This window comes from Sulfitobacter sp. 1A15299, from assembly GCF_043556915.1.
Taxonomy (GTDB): domain Bacteria; phylum Pseudomonadota; class Alphaproteobacteria; order Rhodobacterales; family Rhodobacteraceae; genus Sulfitobacter.
The window spans coordinates 89,785-104,695 of record NZ_JBIFFJ010000007.1 but is presented as its reverse complement, the minus strand read 5'-3'; the positions used below and the strand labels follow the sequence as shown (position 1 = coordinate 104,695).

The 14,911-nt window shown below is 65.5% G+C and carries 18 protein-coding genes; 12 read left to right on the top strand and 6 right to left on the bottom strand.

Annotated features, from left to right (window positions below):
* Positions 1-55: 55 nt before the first annotated feature.
* The 3 genes from ACGYK7_RS10430 to moaB are packed head-to-tail and all read left to right on the top strand — an operon-like array spanning position 56 to position 1,966.
* On the top strand, positions 56-820 hold the full coding sequence (locus tag ACGYK7_RS10430; protein ID WP_394401892.1) for a uracil-DNA glycosylase family protein: 765 nt from the start codon (positions 56-58) through the stop codon (positions 818-820).
* Positions 813-1,427: a LysE family translocator gene (locus ACGYK7_RS10425; protein ID WP_394401890.1), complete on the top strand. Its 615-nt coding sequence runs from the start codon at positions 813-815 to the stop codon at positions 1,425-1,427. Before ACGYK7_RS10430 ends, ACGYK7_RS10425 begins: the two co-directional genes overlap by 8 nt.
* Complete coding sequence (gene moaB, locus ACGYK7_RS10420; protein WP_394401888.1) at positions 1,424-1,966, top strand: molybdenum cofactor biosynthesis protein B; 543 nt, start codon at positions 1,424-1,426, stop codon at positions 1,964-1,966. The genes ACGYK7_RS10425 and moaB overlap by 4 nt, the downstream gene beginning before the upstream one ends.
* A 9-nt stretch (positions 1,967-1,975) precedes the next feature.
* Here moaB and ACGYK7_RS10415 read toward each other — a convergent pair whose 3' ends face one another.
* On the bottom strand, positions 1,976-2,788 hold the full coding sequence (locus ACGYK7_RS10415; RefSeq protein WP_394401886.1) for a protein-disulfide reductase DsbD domain-containing protein: 813 nt from the start codon (positions 2,786-2,788) through the stop codon (positions 1,976-1,978).
* A 164-nt stretch (positions 2,789-2,952) separates the two neighbouring features.
* On the opposite strand from ACGYK7_RS10415, the gene ACGYK7_RS10410 reads away from it, so the two are divergent.
* Positions 2,953-3,507 carry a YqgE/AlgH family protein gene (locus tag ACGYK7_RS10410; protein WP_394401946.1) on the top strand — a complete coding sequence of 185 codons (555 nt, stop codon included), beginning with the start codon at positions 2,953-2,955 and terminating at the stop codon, positions 3,505-3,507.
* On the opposite strand, the gene ACGYK7_RS10405 is transcribed toward ACGYK7_RS10410, so the two are convergent.
* Positions 3,504-4,445: an L-threonylcarbamoyladenylate synthase gene (locus ACGYK7_RS10405; RefSeq protein ID WP_394401884.1), complete on the bottom strand. Its 942-nt coding sequence runs from the start codon at positions 4,443-4,445 to the stop codon at positions 3,504-3,506. The two genes, ACGYK7_RS10410 and ACGYK7_RS10405, sit on opposite strands and share 4 nt — an antisense overlap.
* A gap of 158 nt (positions 4,446-4,603) precedes the next feature.
* Here ACGYK7_RS10405 and ACGYK7_RS10400 point away from each other — a divergent pair, with 158 nt between their 5' ends.
* The 5 genes from ACGYK7_RS10400 to ACGYK7_RS10380 all read left to right on the top strand — a co-directional run bounded on the left by ACGYK7_RS10400 (position 4,604) and on the right by ACGYK7_RS10380 (position 8,802).
* A complete protein-coding gene (locus tag ACGYK7_RS10400) occupies positions 4,604-6,331 on the top strand; it encodes an acyl-CoA dehydrogenase (RefSeq protein ID WP_394401882.1) in 1,728 nt (575 codons plus the stop codon).
* Positions 6,331-7,407, top strand: coding sequence for an MBL fold metallo-hydrolase (locus tag ACGYK7_RS10395; RefSeq protein ID WP_394401879.1), 1,077 nt, complete (start codon positions 6,331-6,333; stop codon positions 7,405-7,407). The genes ACGYK7_RS10400 and ACGYK7_RS10395 overlap by 1 nt, the downstream gene beginning before the upstream one ends.
* A 3-nt stretch (positions 7,408-7,410) precedes the next feature.
* A complete protein-coding gene (locus tag ACGYK7_RS10390; RefSeq protein ID WP_394401877.1) occupies positions 7,411-7,875 on the top strand; it encodes a DUF6173 family protein in 465 nt (154 codons plus the stop codon).
* Between the two features lie 150 nt (positions 7,876-8,025).
* Positions 8,026-8,160 carry an aa3-type cytochrome c oxidase subunit IV gene (locus ACGYK7_RS10385; RefSeq protein WP_394401875.1) on the top strand — a complete coding sequence of 45 codons (135 nt, stop codon included), beginning with the start codon at positions 8,026-8,028 and terminating at the stop codon, positions 8,158-8,160.
* Between the two features lie 33 nt (positions 8,161-8,193).
* A complete protein-coding gene (locus tag ACGYK7_RS10380) occupies positions 8,194-8,802 on the top strand; it encodes a hypothetical protein (protein ID WP_394401872.1) in 609 nt (202 codons plus the stop codon).
* A gap of 9 nt (positions 8,803-8,811) precedes the next feature.
* Here the strand turns inward: ACGYK7_RS10380 and ACGYK7_RS10375 are convergent, their stop codons facing one another.
* Complete coding sequence (locus ACGYK7_RS10375; protein WP_067265610.1) at positions 8,812-9,138, bottom strand: AzlD domain-containing protein; 327 nt, start codon at positions 9,136-9,138, stop codon at positions 8,812-8,814.
* Positions 9,138-9,860, bottom strand: a complete 723-nt coding sequence (locus tag ACGYK7_RS10370; protein ID WP_394401869.1) for an AzlC family ABC transporter permease — start codon at positions 9,858-9,860, stop codon at positions 9,138-9,140. The genes ACGYK7_RS10375 and ACGYK7_RS10370 overlap by 1 nt, the downstream gene beginning before the upstream one ends.
* Before the next feature lie 49 nt (positions 9,861-9,909).
* Here ACGYK7_RS10370 and ACGYK7_RS10365 point away from each other — a divergent pair, with 49 nt between their 5' ends.
* The 3 genes from ACGYK7_RS10365 to ACGYK7_RS10355 are packed head-to-tail and all read left to right on the top strand — an operon-like array spanning position 9,910 to position 13,167.
* Positions 9,910-10,800 carry a formate dehydrogenase accessory sulfurtransferase FdhD gene (locus tag ACGYK7_RS10365; protein ID WP_394401943.1) on the top strand — a complete coding sequence of 297 codons (891 nt, stop codon included), beginning with the start codon at positions 9,910-9,912 and terminating at the stop codon, positions 10,798-10,800.
* 4 nt (positions 10,801-10,804) lie between these two features.
* Positions 10,805-11,407, top strand: a complete 603-nt coding sequence (gene mobA / locus ACGYK7_RS10360; protein WP_394401866.1) for a molybdenum cofactor guanylyltransferase MobA — start codon at positions 10,805-10,807, stop codon at positions 11,405-11,407.
* A complete protein-coding gene (locus ACGYK7_RS10355; protein ID WP_394401863.1) occupies positions 11,404-13,167 on the top strand; it encodes a bifunctional molybdopterin-guanine dinucleotide biosynthesis adaptor protein MobB/molybdopterin molybdotransferase MoeA in 1,764 nt (587 codons plus the stop codon). The genes mobA and ACGYK7_RS10355 overlap by 4 nt, the downstream gene beginning before the upstream one ends.
* Positions 13,168-13,176: 9 nt before the next feature.
* On the opposite strand, the gene ACGYK7_RS10350 is transcribed toward ACGYK7_RS10355, so the two are convergent.
* Both ACGYK7_RS10350 and greA read right to left on the bottom strand, forming a co-directional pair.
* The gene (locus ACGYK7_RS10350; RefSeq protein ID WP_394401860.1) at positions 13,177-14,244 is read right to left on the bottom strand and encodes a hypothetical protein; all 1,068 of its coding nucleotides are present in this window, start codon (positions 14,242-14,244) and stop codon (positions 13,177-13,179) included.
* Between the two features lie 14 nt (positions 14,245-14,258).
* Positions 14,259-14,729 (bottom strand): transcription elongation factor GreA, encoded by a 471-nt coding sequence (greA, locus tag ACGYK7_RS10345; protein WP_342852196.1) that lies wholly within the window; start codon positions 14,727-14,729, stop codon positions 14,259-14,261.
* Between the last annotated feature and the right edge of the window lie 182 nt (positions 14,730-14,911).

Genomic DNA, 14,911 nt, shown 5'->3' with positions numbered 1-14,911 from the left:
AAAGCGCAGCGATAGGGCATTTCGCCTCTCGCCCACAGGGCGTAAGCTACGGGTCATGGAATCATTCGATTATCATCAGGCGGCAGAGATGCTGGCGTGGCAGGTCGAGCTTGGCGCGACCGAGGCGATCTGCGACGCGCCGGTCAACCGCTATGAGGTGCCCGCAAGCCCGCCCAAGGCCAGCGCCAAACTGGCCAAAGGGCCGCAGCCCCTGCAAGCTTCTGAGCAGCCCGATCCGGTGGCGCTGGCCCGGCGCGCCGCGCAGGGCGCGCAGAGCTTGGAAGAGCTTCGCGCCGCGATCCAAGGGTTCGATCATTGCGAGCTGCACAAGGGCGCGCGCAATCTGGTTTTCGCCGATGGGGTGCCCGGCGCGCCGCTGATGATCTTGGGCGAATCCCCCGACCGCGACGAAGACCGCGCGGGCAAGCCTTTCGTGGGGCGCGTGGGCCAGATGCTCGACCGGATGCTGGCGGCGATCGACATGGGGCGGGACCGCAATGTCTATCTGTCGAACATCCTGCCGTGGCGCACGCCGCAAGGGCGCGACCCGAAGCCTGATGAGATCGCGATGATGCGGCCCTTTGTACAGCGTCACATCGAATTGGCCAAGCCCAGGGTGTTGGTGCTCTTTGGCAATTGGTCCTGCCAGTCGCTTTTGGAGAAACGCAGCATCATGCGTCTGCGCGGCAATTGGACCAAGGCCGCCGATCTTTCTTGCATGCCGATGGTGCATCCCGGCTATCTGCTGCGCAACCGCGAGGCCAAGCGCGAGGCTTGGGCCGATTTGCTCAGCGTTCAGGCCAAGCTGCGCGATGGTTGATGCGCTGACCCTTCTGGCCTTCGTGCCTGCCGCCTTGGCGCTGAACCTCACGCCGGGGGCGGATATGATGTTCTGCCTCGGGCAGGGGCTGCGCTCAGGCCCGCGTGCCGCATTGGCGGCGAGCGCGGGGATCTCGGCGGGCGTGCTGGTGCATGTGGCCTTGGCCGGGTTGGGGCTGGGCGCGGTCGTCGCGGCGCTGCCCTGGGCGCTGGACCTGATCCGCTGGCTTGGCGTGGCCTATCTGCTCTGGCTTGCGGTGCAAACCCTGCGACAGGCCGGCAAGCCGCGCGATACGGCGCCCGGAATGGGCGGATGGCGCGCGTTCAACACCGGTTTCGCCGTCAATCTGACGAACCCCAAGGTGATCCTTTTCGTGCTGGCCTTCTTGCCGCAATTCGTGGTGCCCGAGGCTGGGCCGGTCCTGGCGCAGTTCCTGACCTTTGGTGCGGTGCTGGCTCTGGGCGGCTTCGTCATCAACGGCGCGGTGGGTGTCTTTGCCGCCGGGATCGGGCGGCGGTTGGCGGGCGGCGGGCGGCTGCTGGGCTGGATCAGCAGCGGTATTTTCGTGGCACTGGCCGCGCGTTTGGCAATGATGGAGCGGACATGAGCAGGATCGACGACACCCGGGCGTTCATCCCCGTGAGAATCGCCGTGCTGACCGTCTCGGACAGCCGCAGCTTGGCGGAGGACCGTTCGGGTGATGTGCTCGTCGCGCGGATCGAAGCGGCAGGCCATCTGCTGGCCGCCCGCGAGATCGTGACCGACGACCGCCCCGCCATCGCAGCGCTTCTGCGCGACTGGTGTGCGGATCCAGAGATCGACGTGGTGATCAGCACGGGCGGCACCGGCCTAACCGGGCGCGATGTGACAGTCGAAGCGCACCGCGATGTCTATGAGAAAGAGATCGACGCCTTCGGCACGGTCTTCACCATGATCTCGATGGAGAAGATCGGCACCAGCGCGGTGCAAAGCCGCGCCACGGGCGGCGTGGCGCAGGGGACGTATCTGTTCGCGCTGCCGGGCAGCCCGGGCGCCTGCAAAGATGCGTGGGACGGGATCCTTCTGAAACAGTTGGACTACCGCCACATGCCCTGCAACTTCGTTGAGATCATGCCCCGGCTGGACGAGCATCAGCGCCGCAAGTAGCGCGCGGGTTTAGCCCGAGGTACAGCCCGTCACCTCGACCGCGTGGTTCTTGCCAATCACCGTGATCCGAATGGCGGAACGGTCGAGCGCCAGCGCGGTGCCATTCTCGGCGATCATCTCACCGCTGGCGACGAGCGTATTGCCCGACCGCTGGCTCACGGTCTCGCTCATCCACATGTTGGGGTTGCCGGGTTCGATCACCACGGTTTCCTTGCCCCCGGCAGAGGGCAGGGAAAGCCGGGTTTCGATCTCCAGCCCCCGGGCGGTGGGGCGCAGGCTGCAATGGGCGCTTTTCAGTCCGGCCTCGGCCCCGGAATAGGGGCGTGCGGCAAAGGCGGCGGCGATGGCCGGGGTGGGCTTGCTCTCGCGGGTGTCGAGCAGGGCGCGCAGGTGGATGGTCTGGGGCAGGCAGATGTCGCTGCAGACGCCAAGGTCGATGCTGGTGTCCAACGTCACCGGGGCACCGGGGCGGCGCGGGGTGATGGTCAGCGGCAGGATCACCTCGCGGGCATAGCCGATGGAGTTCACCCCGCCTTGGTCAAAGACCTTGGGCGCGGGCCATGTGATCTGCACATCGCGCAGGTTGTCCGAGCCGGACCAGTCGAACTCAGGCGGGATGCCAGCATCCCCGGGGCTGCGCCAATAGGTCTTCCAGCCCGGCGCCATACGCAACCGGATCGCTGCCACCCGCCGCCCGTCAGGCTGCTGCCACCCGGTGAGCAGATCGCCCTGCAAGGGCGTGCCGACAGCATTCTGCGCCGCGACGGGCAGGGCGAGGGCGAGATAGGAGAGAACGGCGGAGAAGAGGCGCGATATATTCATGCGGACTTGATGCGGTATCCATCCGCGCCTGCCAAGTCACATTTGTATCATCCATGTTTCGCCGATGCGGCGGAGGCTGGGGCGCCTCTCTTGTTTTGTGGGGCGCAAGCGGCCATGTTCAAAGAAAGGTTACCTTCAGGAGGTGAGCGTTGACGGGGCAGAAGATGGAACTGACGGGCAAGCTGCTGGTCGCGATGCCGGGCATGGGCGATCCGCGTTTCGCCCATTCGGTGATCTATCTTTCGGCGCATTCCGAACAGGGGGCGATGGGGTTGATCGTGAACAAACCCGCCCCGGAACTGCGCCTGTCGGATGTGCTGGATCAGCTGGTTGAAGACACGCCGCCGCAGGCCAAATCGCTGGCCGTGCACTTCGGCGGGCCGGTCGAGACCGGGCGCGGCTTTGTGTTGCATTCGGACGAATACCGATCGGCCATTGAGACGCTGCGCGTGGGCGATGGCATCGCCCTGACCACGACCCGCGACATCCTCGAAGACATCGCCACCGGCAAAGGCCCGGCGCAGGCGCAGTTGATGCTGGGCTATGCGGGCTGGGGGCCGGGGCAGTTGGAGGGCGAGATCGCCCAGAACGGATGGCTGACCTGCGAAGCCTCGCCCGAGGTGATTTTCGACCTGCCGGATGCCGAAAAATGGGGCGCGGCGCTCAAGTCACTGGGGATCGACCCTTTGGGGCTGTCGGCCTCAGCCGGGCACGCCTAACGCGGTGCTGCGGCGCGGGCCAATCGGTCATTGATCGCGCGGCCCAGCCCGTGATCGGGGATCGGGGCCACGGCAATGGTCTGGCCGGTCGCGTCCAACTGGTGCAGGTGGTCGAACAGTTTCGCCGCAGCCTCGGTCAGATCGCCGGAGGGGGAGAGGTTGAGGTCGCAGATCATCTCGCCAAACCCGAGCAGCACTTCACCCGGCCCCGCCGTTCGCGCATTCAGCCGCACCGCCGCGCCGGGCGCGTAATGCGAGGCGAGCTGCCCCGGCGCGATGATCTCGGCCCCATCGATAACCTCTAGCCTCTGGCCAAGCGCGGCCTCGATTGCCTCGCTCGGCAGACCGCCTGCGCGCAGCAGCGCGGGGCGGGGGCCGGTCAGGCCGATGATCGTGCTTTCCAACCCAACGGGGCAAGCGCCGTCGTCCAGCACCGCTGCGATCTTACCGTCGAGGCCCGCCTGCACATGCGCCGCCGTGGTCGCGCTGATCTTGCCCGAGGGATTGGCCGAGGGCGCAGCGACCGGCCCACCGAGTTCCTGCAAGACCTGCTGCATGGCGGGGTGGGCGGGCACCCGCACCGCAAGGCTCGGCAGCCCCGCCGTCACCAGCGACGACAGCCCGCTGTCCGGTTTCACCGGCAGGACCAGCGTCAGCGCGCCGGGCCAAAAGGCCTGCGCCAGCCGGTCGGCCTCCTTGGTCCATTGCACGTAGCGTTTGGCGGTGTCGATATCCGGCAGATGCACGATCAGCGGGTTGAAACTGGGCCGGCCCTTGGCGGCGTAGATGCCCGCGACAGCCTCACCGTTGCGGGCATCCGCGCCAAGGCCATAGACCGTCTCGGTCGGCAGGGCAACCAGCGCGCCGTCTTGCAGCAGGCGCGCCGCGCGGGCGATGCCTTGGGGCGTGGCGGTCAGGGTTTCGGTCGGCTGGGTCATCGGGTGTTTCGGCCTGTCGGATCATGCAGCATCCCGTGACGCCGCGTTTGGGTTGCGGGGGGCGGCCGGGCATTTCATGCTGGCGGCAACATAAACCAGCCTTTATCAGGGCCATGTCAGGCTTGCCAGAACAAGCGCGCCTTTCAGGAGGATATGATATGCCGTACCGCGCCGCCGTGGATGACTACCGTTTTCTGATTGAGGACGTGTTGGATTTCGCAACGCTTCGCAGCACCGAGCGTTTCGCTGAGGCCAGTGAAGACGTCACCGGCGCGATCCTGTCAGAGGCCGGACGGCTTTGCGATGACGTGCTGGCGCCGCTGCAACGGGGCGGAGATCTGCACCCTGCCAAGCTGGAGAACGGCGTCCTGCGCACCTCTCCGGGGTTTGCCGAAGGTTTCGCCGCGATTGCAGAGGGCGGTTGGATCGGCATGTCGGCGGACCCTGAATACGGCGGCATGGGCCTGCCGATGACCCTGACCAGCGCGGTCAACGAGATGATGAGCGGCGCTTGCCTGTCGCTGCAACTCGCCCCCCTGATGAGCCAAGGGCAGATCGAAGCATTGGAGCATCACGCGAGCGACGCGATCAAGGAATTGTACCTGCCTAAGCTGATCTCGGGCGAATGGACCGGCACGATGAACCTGACCGAGCCGCAGGCGGGCTCGGACGTAGGCGCGCTGAGCAGCCGGGCCGAAGACAATGGCGACGGGACTTATGCGGTCTCTGGTCAGAAGATCTACATCTCTTGGGGTGACAATGATTTCGCGGGCAATGTCTGCCACCTTGTCCTAGCGCGCCTGCCGGGGGCGCCCGCGGGGACCAAGGGGATCAGCCTTTTCCTCGTGCCGAAGTTCATCCCTGATGAGAATGGCGCGCCGGGCCAGCGCAATGGCGTGAATGTGGTCAGCCTTGAGCATAAGATGGGCCTGCACGGATCGCCCACCGCGGTCATGCAATATGACAAGGCCACCGGCTGGCTGGTGGGCCGCGAAGGTGGCGGCATGGCGGCGATGTTCACCATGATGAACAACGCCCGCCTTGGTGTCGGCGAACAGGGCATCGGCGCGGCTGAAGGCGCCTATCAACTGGCGCTGGACTATGCGCTGGAGCGTAAGCAGGGCCGCTCTCCCGTCGAAGGCGGCACCGGCACCATCGTAGATCACGCCGACGTGCGCCGGATGCTTCTGAGCATGAAGGCCGATATCTTTGCCTCCCGCGCGATCGCGCTGAGCTGTGCCTATGCCAGCGACATGGCGCGCGCCGGGCAGGGCGACGAATGGGCGGCCCGGGCCGCGTTCCTCACGCCGATCACCAAGGCATTTGGCACTGATGTGGGCATCGGCGTCGCCGAGATGGGCGTGCAGGTGCATGGCGGCATGGGCTTTATCGAAGAAACCGGCGCGGCGCAGTTCAGCCGCGACGTGCGCGTCACGGCGATCTACGAGGGCACCAACGGCATTCAGGCGATGGACCTTGTGGGCCGCAAGATGATGGACGGCGGAGAGGCGGCGAACCGGCTCTTGGATGAGATCGAAGCCCATGCGGAATCCGCCCGCGGCCCTTTCCCGCGCATGGCCGATGCGGTCTGGCAGGCCAGTGAGACCCTGCGCGAGGCGACCGAGTGGATGACCGCGCAGAAAGACATGAACGCGCGTTTCGCCGGTGCCGTGCCCTATCTGCGCGCCTTCGCCCGTGTGCTGGGCGGGCATCTGCATCTGCAAGCCGCCATGGCCGAGAAGACCGCCGGCGCGGGCGATGCGCGGGCCAAGCTGGCGCGGTTCTATATCCAACGTCTCTTGCCCGAGCATCAGGGCCTGCTGGCTCATGCGCAGGCCGGGGCAGAAGATCTCTATGCGCTCGATGTCGAAGACCTGAGAAGCTGATGACAGAACAGGCCACCCTCTCCGCCGCTTCGCCGAAAACGCCCAAAGGGCTGCGCTATCCTTGGGAGGTGCCGCCCGCCGAGGGGGAGGCGATAGAGGTGGCGCCGGGGGTGCTTTGGTTCCGCCTTCCGCTGCCGATGAAGCTGGATCACGTCAACGTCTATGCCTTGGACGAGGGCGATAGCTGGACGGTGATCGACACGGGCTTCGCCTCGCGCCGGGCCAAGGAGATTTGGCGCGGGCTGATGGCAGGGCCGCTTGGCGGCAAGCCGATTGCGCGCGTGGTCGTCACCCATCACCACCCCGATCACATCGGCCTTGCCGGATGGTTGCAGAGCGAGTTCGGGGCGGAACTGGTCACCACGCGCACCGCGTGGTTGACCGCGCGGATGCTGACGCTCGATGTCCAAGAGGTGCCGGTCGCCGAAGCCCTTGCGTTCTACCGCAAGGCGGGGATGGCCTCGGCGCTCTATGACAAACGCGCCAGCGAGCGGCCGTTCAATTTCGCCGATGTGGTGGCCCCGCTGCCGCTGGGGTTCACCCGCCTCCGGCAGGGCGATGTGATCCGCATGGGCGGGCGCGATTGGGAGGTGCATATCGGCAATGGCCACGCCCCCGAACATGCGACCTTTTGGAGCCGCGACGACAATCTGGTGATCGCGGGGGATCAGATCCTCCCCTCCATCAGCCCCAACATCGGCGTCTACCCGACCGAGCCGATGGCCGACCCCATCGGCGAATGGCTGGAGGCTTGCGAGCGTTTTCTGCCCTTGGCGCGGGAAGATCATCTGGTGCTTGGCGGCCACAAACTGCCCTTCACCGGCCTGCCGACGCGGCTAAAGCAGTTGATCGAAAACCATCACAGCGCCCTGCGCAGGCTTCTGGCCCATATCGACATGCCGAAATCGGCCTCGGAATGTTTCGCGCCGCTGTTCAAACGCAATATCGGTGAGGCGGAATATGGCCTCGCGTTGGTTGAAGCCGTCGCCCATCTGAGCCACCTTTACCAAGCCGGAGAGGCCACGCGCAGCTTGCGCGCGGCGGATGGCGCATGGGTGTATCAGCGCAAAGGGTGAGCGATGGGCGATGAGGTGAAAACGGCAGCCGAGGCCTATGAGGCTGCGGCATTACCGCGCATGCATGAGGTGCACACGGGCGCGGATCAGCCCAAGTCGGGCGATCAACCCCTGCCCAAATCGGTGACCGGCAAGCCGGTTAAACAGAAATCCCCCGCCCAATGGGCCTATGAGCGGGTCGTGCTCTACCTCAAGAATTTCGAGGAAAAGCTCGACAACGATCATGAGGCGGCGATCGGCTTTGCCGGGGGCGACGCCGGCGTGCTGCGGATCGAAGGCATGGGGTATTTCGACCCCGATATCATCACCTTCTACGGCGTCGATCCGGCAGGGGCGCGGGCGCAATTGGTGCAGCATGTGGGGCAGTTGAACGTGATGCTGCGGGCCTTGCCGAAAAAGGTGCCGGATGCCGCGCCGCAACGGATCGGCTTTCGCTTGGTCGCCGATCTGGAAGACGGCGAAAGCTGAGAGACTCTATAACGTGCGGGGAAGTGTAAGATTCCCCTTTAGCGCGTAGTTCCGCGCAAAGCTAGTATGGTTTTCTGCGCATGATCCCCCCGTGACAGGGTGATGCGAATAGGGTAATCAGCGCCAACAAATTGTCTTAGGGAGACGAAAATGGCTGAACATGAACACGGCAGCATGAATTACGAAGCGCAGAAAAAGACCTTTGACGGGTTCATGACCTTCGTGACACGCAGCACCGTCGTCATCCTCGTGATTCTTGTTCTGTTGGCAATCTTTGCCGGTTGATCATGTCCTATCCCTGGGCGAGAGGGTAATGGTTTGAAGACTCTCTTGGCGTCGATTGCGCTTATTGGCGTTCTGGCTGGCTGTTCGGTGGATCAAAGCCCCGATAGCCCGCCCGAGGTTGTGGCGCGTGCAGCCTACCGCGCGCCCGAGCCGCCGTCCCTCACATTGATGACCATGGTGAACAACCGCACCGGCAGCGGCGGCCATAGCGCGCTGATGGTGAATGGCTCGCAACGGGTGATCTTTGACCCCGCCGGATCGTTTCGGGATGCGCGGATGGCCGAGCGGGGCGATGTGCTCTACGGGGTGACGCCCGCGTGGTTGCAGGCCTATAAATCGGCTCATGCGCGCAGCACCTTTCATGTGGTCAGTCAGGAAATCCCCGTGAGCCCCGAGGTGGCCGAACGCGCGCTTGAACTGGTGACCGCCAATGGCGCGGTGCCCGGTGCCTTTTGCGCCAATGCCACCAGCGGCATTCTCAGCCAGTTGCCGGGGTTTCAAAGCGTCGGGTCGACCTTCTATCCCGTCAAGCTGCAAGAGCGGTTCGAGGCCCTGCCGGGCGTCACCACGACGAAATATTACGAAGACGATGAGGGCGATGTGATCGACGCCCTGCGCGCGGCGCAACTGGCCCGACAGTAGCGCCCGCGCTTACCCCACCAGATAGAGCATCCCATAAAGCGCCGCGGCCCCTGACAGGATCGCGGCGAGGACGTTCTTGGTCACCAGCCCCACGCCCAATGTCACCGCCGCCGCGGTGACGCGCGGCAGGTCGAATTGCCCCCCGGTGGCCGAAGGCCAGATCACCTGCGGTGCCACCAACGCGGGCAGAATCGCCACGGCAGTATAGCGCAGATGCCGCAAGAGCCATGCGGGCATCTGTTTGTTGCCAACCAAGCCGGTAAAGACAAAGCGCAGGAAAAAGCTGCCCAGCCCGAGGCCGATGATCACGACCCAAAGTGCGGTTCTATCGATCATCATGCCGTGCTCCCCGGTTTGCGCCGTTCCATCCACGCCTCGACCTGGGCGCCGGTGATCATGCCTGCGAGCCCCGCGATGATCAGCCCAAGCGCATAGGGCACCTCGACGGCGAAAAGGCTGACAACGACCGCGACCACCGCCGCCGCCACATGGGCCAGCGTGCGGAACATCGGCGCGATCATGGCCAGAAAGGTGATCGGAATGGCGAAGTCCAGCGCCCAGCTATCCGGCACGCTGGCTCCCACCATCGCGCCGATCAGCGTGAAGATATACCAAAGCGGCACAACCGGCGTCACGGTCCCAAAGAAATAGGCCATCCGCTGCGGCACCGTCATCTGAGGGTCGCGCTCATATTGCGTCATCGCAGCGACATAGGATTGGTCAACCGTCATATAGGCCGCCAGCGCCCGTTGCCACAGCGGCGCGCCGCCAATCCACGGGGTGAGAGAGGCCGAATACATCGCCATGCGCAGGTTCACCGCCAGCGCCGAGGCCAGCACGATGGCCGTGGGCACGTCTTCTCGCAGCAGTTGCAGCGCCGTGAACTGCGCGGCCCCGGCGATCACCACGATCGAAAAGGTCAGCGTTTCGAACACGTTCAACCCGGCCTCGGTGGCCAATAGACCGAAGAGCGAGGCGAAGGGGATGATCACCAGCACAAAGGGCAGCGCATCGACGATCCCTTTGCGATAGGCGGATTTGGTGGTGGTGATGGCCATGGCGAACTCTTAAATATAATGTCAAAGGCTTAGACCTAACCGCAGGGGGATACAATTGGCCCGAGACAATGAACTTAGCAATTATCTGATCGCCCCGGATCCGACTGCTGTTCGGCTGACGCGCAGCGTCTCTGGCGTGGACCACACCGGGGCCGAGGTTGCGATCAACGTGGTCGAAGAGCGCCCCCTGACGATATTCCTCAACCGGCAAGAGATCGTGACCGCCATGACCATCGGCGATTACCCGGCCTATCTGGCGCTTGGGTTTCTGCGCAACCAGGGAATGCTGCGCCCGGACGAAGAGATCACCGGCGTCGATTACGACGAAGAGCTTGAAACCGTCGTCGTCCGGACCAAACGGGCCACCGATTACGAAGACAAGATGCAGCGCAAGACCCGCACCAGCGGCTGCGCCGTGGGCACGGTCTTTGGCGATATGATGGAGGGGCTGGCGGAGGTGAGCCTGCCCGAGACACCGGTGCGCACATCGGACCTCTACGCGCTGGCGGCCAAGATCAACCGCACGCCGAGCCTCTATCTGGAGGCGGGCGCGATCCACGGCACGGTGCTTTGCCAAGGTGACCGACCCTTGGTCTATATGGAGGATGTGGGCCGTCACAACGCGGTTGACAAAATCGCGGGCTGGATGCTCTCCGAAGGGGTCGGGGCCGAGGATAAGGTGCTCTATACCACGGGGCGGCTGACCTCTGAGATGGTGATCAAGACGGCGATGATGGGCATTCCGGTGCTGGCGTCCCGCTCGGGCTTTACCGCTTGGGGGGTGGAGATCGCCCAGCAGGTGAACCTGACCCTGATCGGGCGGATGCGCGGGCAGCGCTTTACCTGTCTGGCCGGGGAGGGGCGGCTGATCCGCGATGCGGATCCGGCCAGCGTGGCCGAAGAACCGCGCAAAAGCGGGCGCAAGGGGGCGAAGGATTGACCACATGAAACAACCACTTGGCGTCATTCTGGCGGGCGGGCAGGCGACCCGTATGGGCGGCGGCGACAAGGGGCTGCTGCCGCTGGGGCAGGGCACGCTTCTGTCCTCGGTAATCGACCGGCTGGAGCCGCAGGTCGCGGGGCTGGCGCTTAATGCCAATGGCGATGCGGCGCGGTTTGCCGACCTCGGCTTGCCGGTGCTGGCCGATAGTATCGAAGGCTTCGCCGGACCGCTGGCGGGGGTGCTCGCCGGGCTGGACTGGGCCGCCGAACAGGGGGCCGAGAGCATCGTGACCGCTGCCGCTGATACGCCTTTCTTCCCCTGCGATCTGGTGCCGCGTCTGTTGCTGGCCGCCGATGATATGGCCCATCCGCTGGCCTTGGCCGCCACGCCGGATGCCAAACGCGGCACGGCGCGGCATCCGACCTTTGGCCTCTGGCCCGTGGCGCTGCGCGACGATCTGCGCAGCGCTTTGGCGGGCGGGCTGCGCAAGGTGGTGCTCTGGACGGAACGCCACGATGGGCGCGAGGCGCTCTTCCCCGATGAGGCAGCCTTCTTCAACGTGAACACGCCCGGGGATCTGGCGAAAGCAGAGGCGATGGTATGAGGGTTTACGGCATTGTCGGTTGGAAGAACGCGGGCAAGACCGGGCTGATGGAGCGGCTGGTCTCCGAGATCACGGGCCGTGGGTTCACCGTCTCCACCGTCAAACACGCGCATCACACATTCGACGTGGACCACCCCGGCAAGGACAGCCACCGCCACCGCATCGCGGGCGCGCGGGAGGTGCTCTTGGCCTCGGGCGCGCGTTTTGCCCTGATGCATGAGTTGCGCGGGTCCGATGAGCCGCCGCTGGAGGCGCATCTGGCGCGGCTCTCGCCCGTCGATCTGGTGCTGATCGAAGGCTACAAACGCGACGGCCATCCGAAGGTCGAAGCCCATCGGGTCGAGACCGGAAACCCGCTGATCGCGCCGGATGATCCGACCGTGCAGGCGCTGGCCAGCGATGTGCCGCTTGAGGTGGATCGGCCCGTTTTCGATTTGAACGACACCGCCGCCATTGCCGATTTCATCCTGCGCGACGTGGGGCTGATTGCCACTCCGGCGGCCCCCGCCACACCCGCGCCGCCGCCCCTGCGCAACGATTGTTTCGCCCTGCCGCCCGGCGTGCATTGGACCCCGGTGCATGAAGCGCTGGACCTGCTGCGTGCGCGGCTTCACGCGGTGACAGGAGCCGAGCCATGCCCCGCCGCCGATGCCGGGGGCCGCATCTTGGCCGAAGATGTTGCCGCCATCCGCGCCAACCCGCCGCTGCCCAACACGGCGGTCGATGGCTATGGCTTTGCCGGGGGCCGGGGCGATGGCCTGCACGAAATGCCGCTGGTGCCGGGCCGCGCGGCGGCGGGCGACCGCCCCGGTGCGGTGCCTGCGGGGCAAGCGATCCGCGTGCTGACCGGCGCGGCGCTGCCCGAAGGTGTCGATACCGTCATCTTGCAAGAGGATGTGACCGCCGAGGGGGGCGTGCTGCGCTTTCACGGGCCGGTCAAACAGGGGGCCAACGCCCGCAAGGCCGGGGAGGATGTGCAGGCGGGCGACGTGATCCTCGCCGCGGGCACGCGCATCGGTCCGGCGGAACTGGCGCTTCTGGCCGCCGCCGGTGTGGCGGAGGTGTCTTTGCGCAAAAGGCTCAAGGTCGGTGTGATTTCGACCGGCGATGAATTGGTCGAAATGGGCGATACGGCCCGCGACGGGCAGATTTACGACGCCAACCGCCCGATGCTGCTGCAACTCGCCACCGACTTTGGCCATGAGGCGGTGGATCTGGGCCGCGTGGCCGACGACCGCGCCGCGCTGCACGCGCGGCTTGATGCGGCGGCGGGGCAGGTCGATGTAGTCCTCACCAGTGGCGGCGCATCGGCGGGGGATGAAGACCACGTCTCGGCCCTGCTGACCGAAGCGGGGGCGATGCAGCTTTGGCGGATCGCGGTGAAACCGGGGCGGCCCTTGGCGCTTGGGATGTGGCAGGGCGTGCCGGTCTTCGGCCTGCCGGGCAACCCGGTGGCGGCGATGGTCTGTTCGCTGATCTTCGCGCGGCCCGCCATGGCGCTTTTGGCCGGAGGAGGCTGGCAAGAGCCGCAGGGGTTCGACGTGCCTGCCGCCTTCGAGAAACGCAAAAAGGCCGGGCGGCGGGAATACCTGCGCGCGCGGATGCGCGATGGCCGGGCCGAGGTCTTTGCCTCCGAAGGGTCGGGGCGCATCAGCGGGCTCAGCTGGGCCGAAGGGTTGGTCGAATTGGACGAGGCCGCCCGCGACATCGCGCCGGGCGATCCCGTTCGGTTCATTCCTTACGGCAGTTTTACCGGCTAGGCCCGCGCGTCAATCGAAGGTGCCCGCGCAGCGACCCAGCAGCATAAAGGCGCGGGCGGTGCGGGTGTCGGCCAGCATCGAGATTTCCTCATCCGTGGCCTGTTTCTCGAACTCCGCAAAGGTCCGATCGAAGCGGCGCAGGAAGTGATGCGCGGCATCGCGAAAGATCGGGTCTTGCCGCATCCGCGCATTGGCCAGCGCCAGCGACGAACGATCCCGAATGCCCCCCAAAGGCGCGATGGTCCGGCCCCGCGCACCGCTGGCGAACTGCCGCCAGACCTCGGGGCGGGCGCGGTCGGGGCGCAGGTCGTCCATATAGATGCCGTCTTGGCTGAGCAGGGTCAGCACATCCTGCGCGGCCTGCACAAGCTGCGCGGCGGAGCGGTCTTTCAGCGCACGGCGCAGGGCGTCGAAACCCGCCTGATCCTCCGCCGTTTCGGGGAAGTTGAGGGCGCGGGTGAAATCCTCGGCAGAGAGCGGCTGTGCGCTGTCGCCCGCCTGCGTGCCAAGGGCCAGCGCCGGCTGGTCTTTGGCGGCGGGCGGTGTGGGCGCGGGGGCCGGATCGACGGCACGCGACGGCGCATCGCGGCCCTGAAGCCCGGCCAGCGCGATCTCGGTCTTGCGGGCGCTGGCGGCGAGTTCATCGAGCTTGCGCGCAATGCTGCCTTCGCCCGCCGGTTTGTTGCCCTGCTGTTGCGAGATATAGGAGTGCCGGATCGTGTCGATCGCGGCTTGCAGACGTTGGCTTTCTTCACGCATGACACGCCCGGCGCGGGCGGCCGTGGCCCCGACCCAGATCATCGCGACGGGCATGATCACCACCAGCAGGATCAACAGCCCGCGCAGCCCGCTGTCGGGCGTGCTTTCGGGCACTTCTGCGGCGATGAAGGTGAAATAGATCGCCGTTCCAAGCAGCCACAGCGCCGAAAGCGCGCCTGCGATGATCTCGACCTCGGTGATGCTATTGGCCCTGGGCCGGTCGTAGATGCCCATCGGCGTGGGCCGTGCCGCGCCGGTCCCGCCGCGCGGGGCGCGGGGGGCTTGTTCTGGGGATGCGGAAACGTCGGGCTCTGCCATGTCAGCCTTCCCGGTCAAGCGTAGACGATCTTGAGAACCTCATAGGATTTCTGCCCGCCGGGGGTGCGCACCTCGACGGAATCACCCTCATCCTTACCGATCAGCGCGCGCGCGATGGGGGATTTGATGTTCAAAAGACCCTTTTCGATATTGGCCTCATATTCGCCAACGATCTGATAGGTTTTCTCTTCGTCCGTGTCCTCATCGACGAGCGTCACCGTGGCCCCGAATTTGATCGAGCCCGACAGTTTCTTGGGGTCGATCACATCGGCGAGCGAGATCACGCCCTCAAGCTCCTTGATGCGGCCTTCGATGAAAGACTGCTTTTCCTTGGCCGAGTGATATTCGGCGTTTTCCGACAGGTCACCATGTTCGCGCGCCTCGGCGATGGCCTTGATGATGGCGGGGCGTTCAACCGACTTGAGGTGCTTAAGTTCGACTTCGAGCGCGGTGTGACCATCGCGGGTCATCGGAATTTTTTCCATGGCGGTGTGCCTACATAATGAGGGCCGCACCCGGGTTTTCGCCGGGGGGCGGCCAATTGCGTGTTAACTTGACAGATACCTGACCCAAACTGCCGGCCAATTGCAAGGGGCTAACGGCTCCGAGATCGGCGGTTGACTGCCGTCAATAAGGTCTCGTTTTCGCCGTGCGGGCCGCGGCGGCT

What these genes read in the sequence shown, in the direction of transcription:
- ACGYK7_RS10395 (WP_394401879.1), top strand. Translation starts at nt 6,331, where the DNA reads ATGACAGAACAGGCCACCCTCTCCGCCGCTTCGCCGAAAACGCCCAAA.
- ACGYK7_RS10400 (WP_394401882.1), top strand. Translation starts at nt 4,604, where the DNA reads ATGCCGTACCGCGCCGCCGTGGATGACTACCGTTTTCTGATTGAGGAC.
- mobA (WP_394401866.1), top strand. Translation starts at nt 10,805, where the DNA reads ATGAAACAACCACTTGGCGTCATTCTGGCGGGCGGGCAGGCGACCCGT.
- ACGYK7_RS10405 (WP_394401884.1), bottom strand. Translation starts at nt 4,445, where the DNA reads ATGACCCAGCCGACCGAAACCCTGACCGCCACGCCCCAAGGCATCGCC.
- ACGYK7_RS10375 (WP_067265610.1), bottom strand. Translation starts at nt 9,138, where the DNA reads ATGATCGATAGAACCGCACTTTGGGTCGTGATCATCGGCCTCGGGCTG.
- ACGYK7_RS10355 (WP_394401863.1), top strand. Translation starts at nt 11,404, where the DNA reads ATGAGGGTTTACGGCATTGTCGGTTGGAAGAACGCGGGCAAGACCGGG.
- ACGYK7_RS10390 (WP_394401877.1), top strand. Translation starts at nt 7,411, where the DNA reads ATGGGCGATGAGGTGAAAACGGCAGCCGAGGCCTATGAGGCTGCGGCA.
- moaB (WP_394401888.1), top strand. Translation starts at nt 1,424, where the DNA reads ATGAGCAGGATCGACGACACCCGGGCGTTCATCCCCGTGAGAATCGCC.
- greA (WP_342852196.1), bottom strand. Translation starts at nt 14,729, where the DNA reads ATGGAAAAAATTCCGATGACCCGCGATGGTCACACCGCGCTCGAAGTC.
- ACGYK7_RS10425 (WP_394401890.1), top strand. Translation starts at nt 813, where the DNA reads ATGGTTGATGCGCTGACCCTTCTGGCCTTCGTGCCTGCCGCCTTGGCG.
- ACGYK7_RS10350 (WP_394401860.1), bottom strand. Translation starts at nt 14,244, where the DNA reads ATGGCAGAGCCCGACGTTTCCGCATCCCCAGAACAAGCCCCCCGCGCC.
- ACGYK7_RS10370 (WP_394401869.1), bottom strand. Translation starts at nt 9,860, where the DNA reads ATGGCCATCACCACCACCAAATCCGCCTATCGCAAAGGGATCGTCGAT.
- ACGYK7_RS10410 (WP_394401946.1), top strand. Translation starts at nt 2,953, where the DNA reads ATGGAACTGACGGGCAAGCTGCTGGTCGCGATGCCGGGCATGGGCGAT.
- ACGYK7_RS10430 (WP_394401892.1), top strand. Translation starts at nt 56, where the DNA reads ATGGAATCATTCGATTATCATCAGGCGGCAGAGATGCTGGCGTGGCAG.
- ACGYK7_RS10415 (WP_394401886.1), bottom strand. Translation starts at nt 2,788, where the DNA reads ATGAATATATCGCGCCTCTTCTCCGCCGTTCTCTCCTATCTCGCCCTC.
- ACGYK7_RS10385 (WP_394401875.1), top strand. Translation starts at nt 8,026, where the DNA reads ATGGCTGAACATGAACACGGCAGCATGAATTACGAAGCGCAGAAAAAG.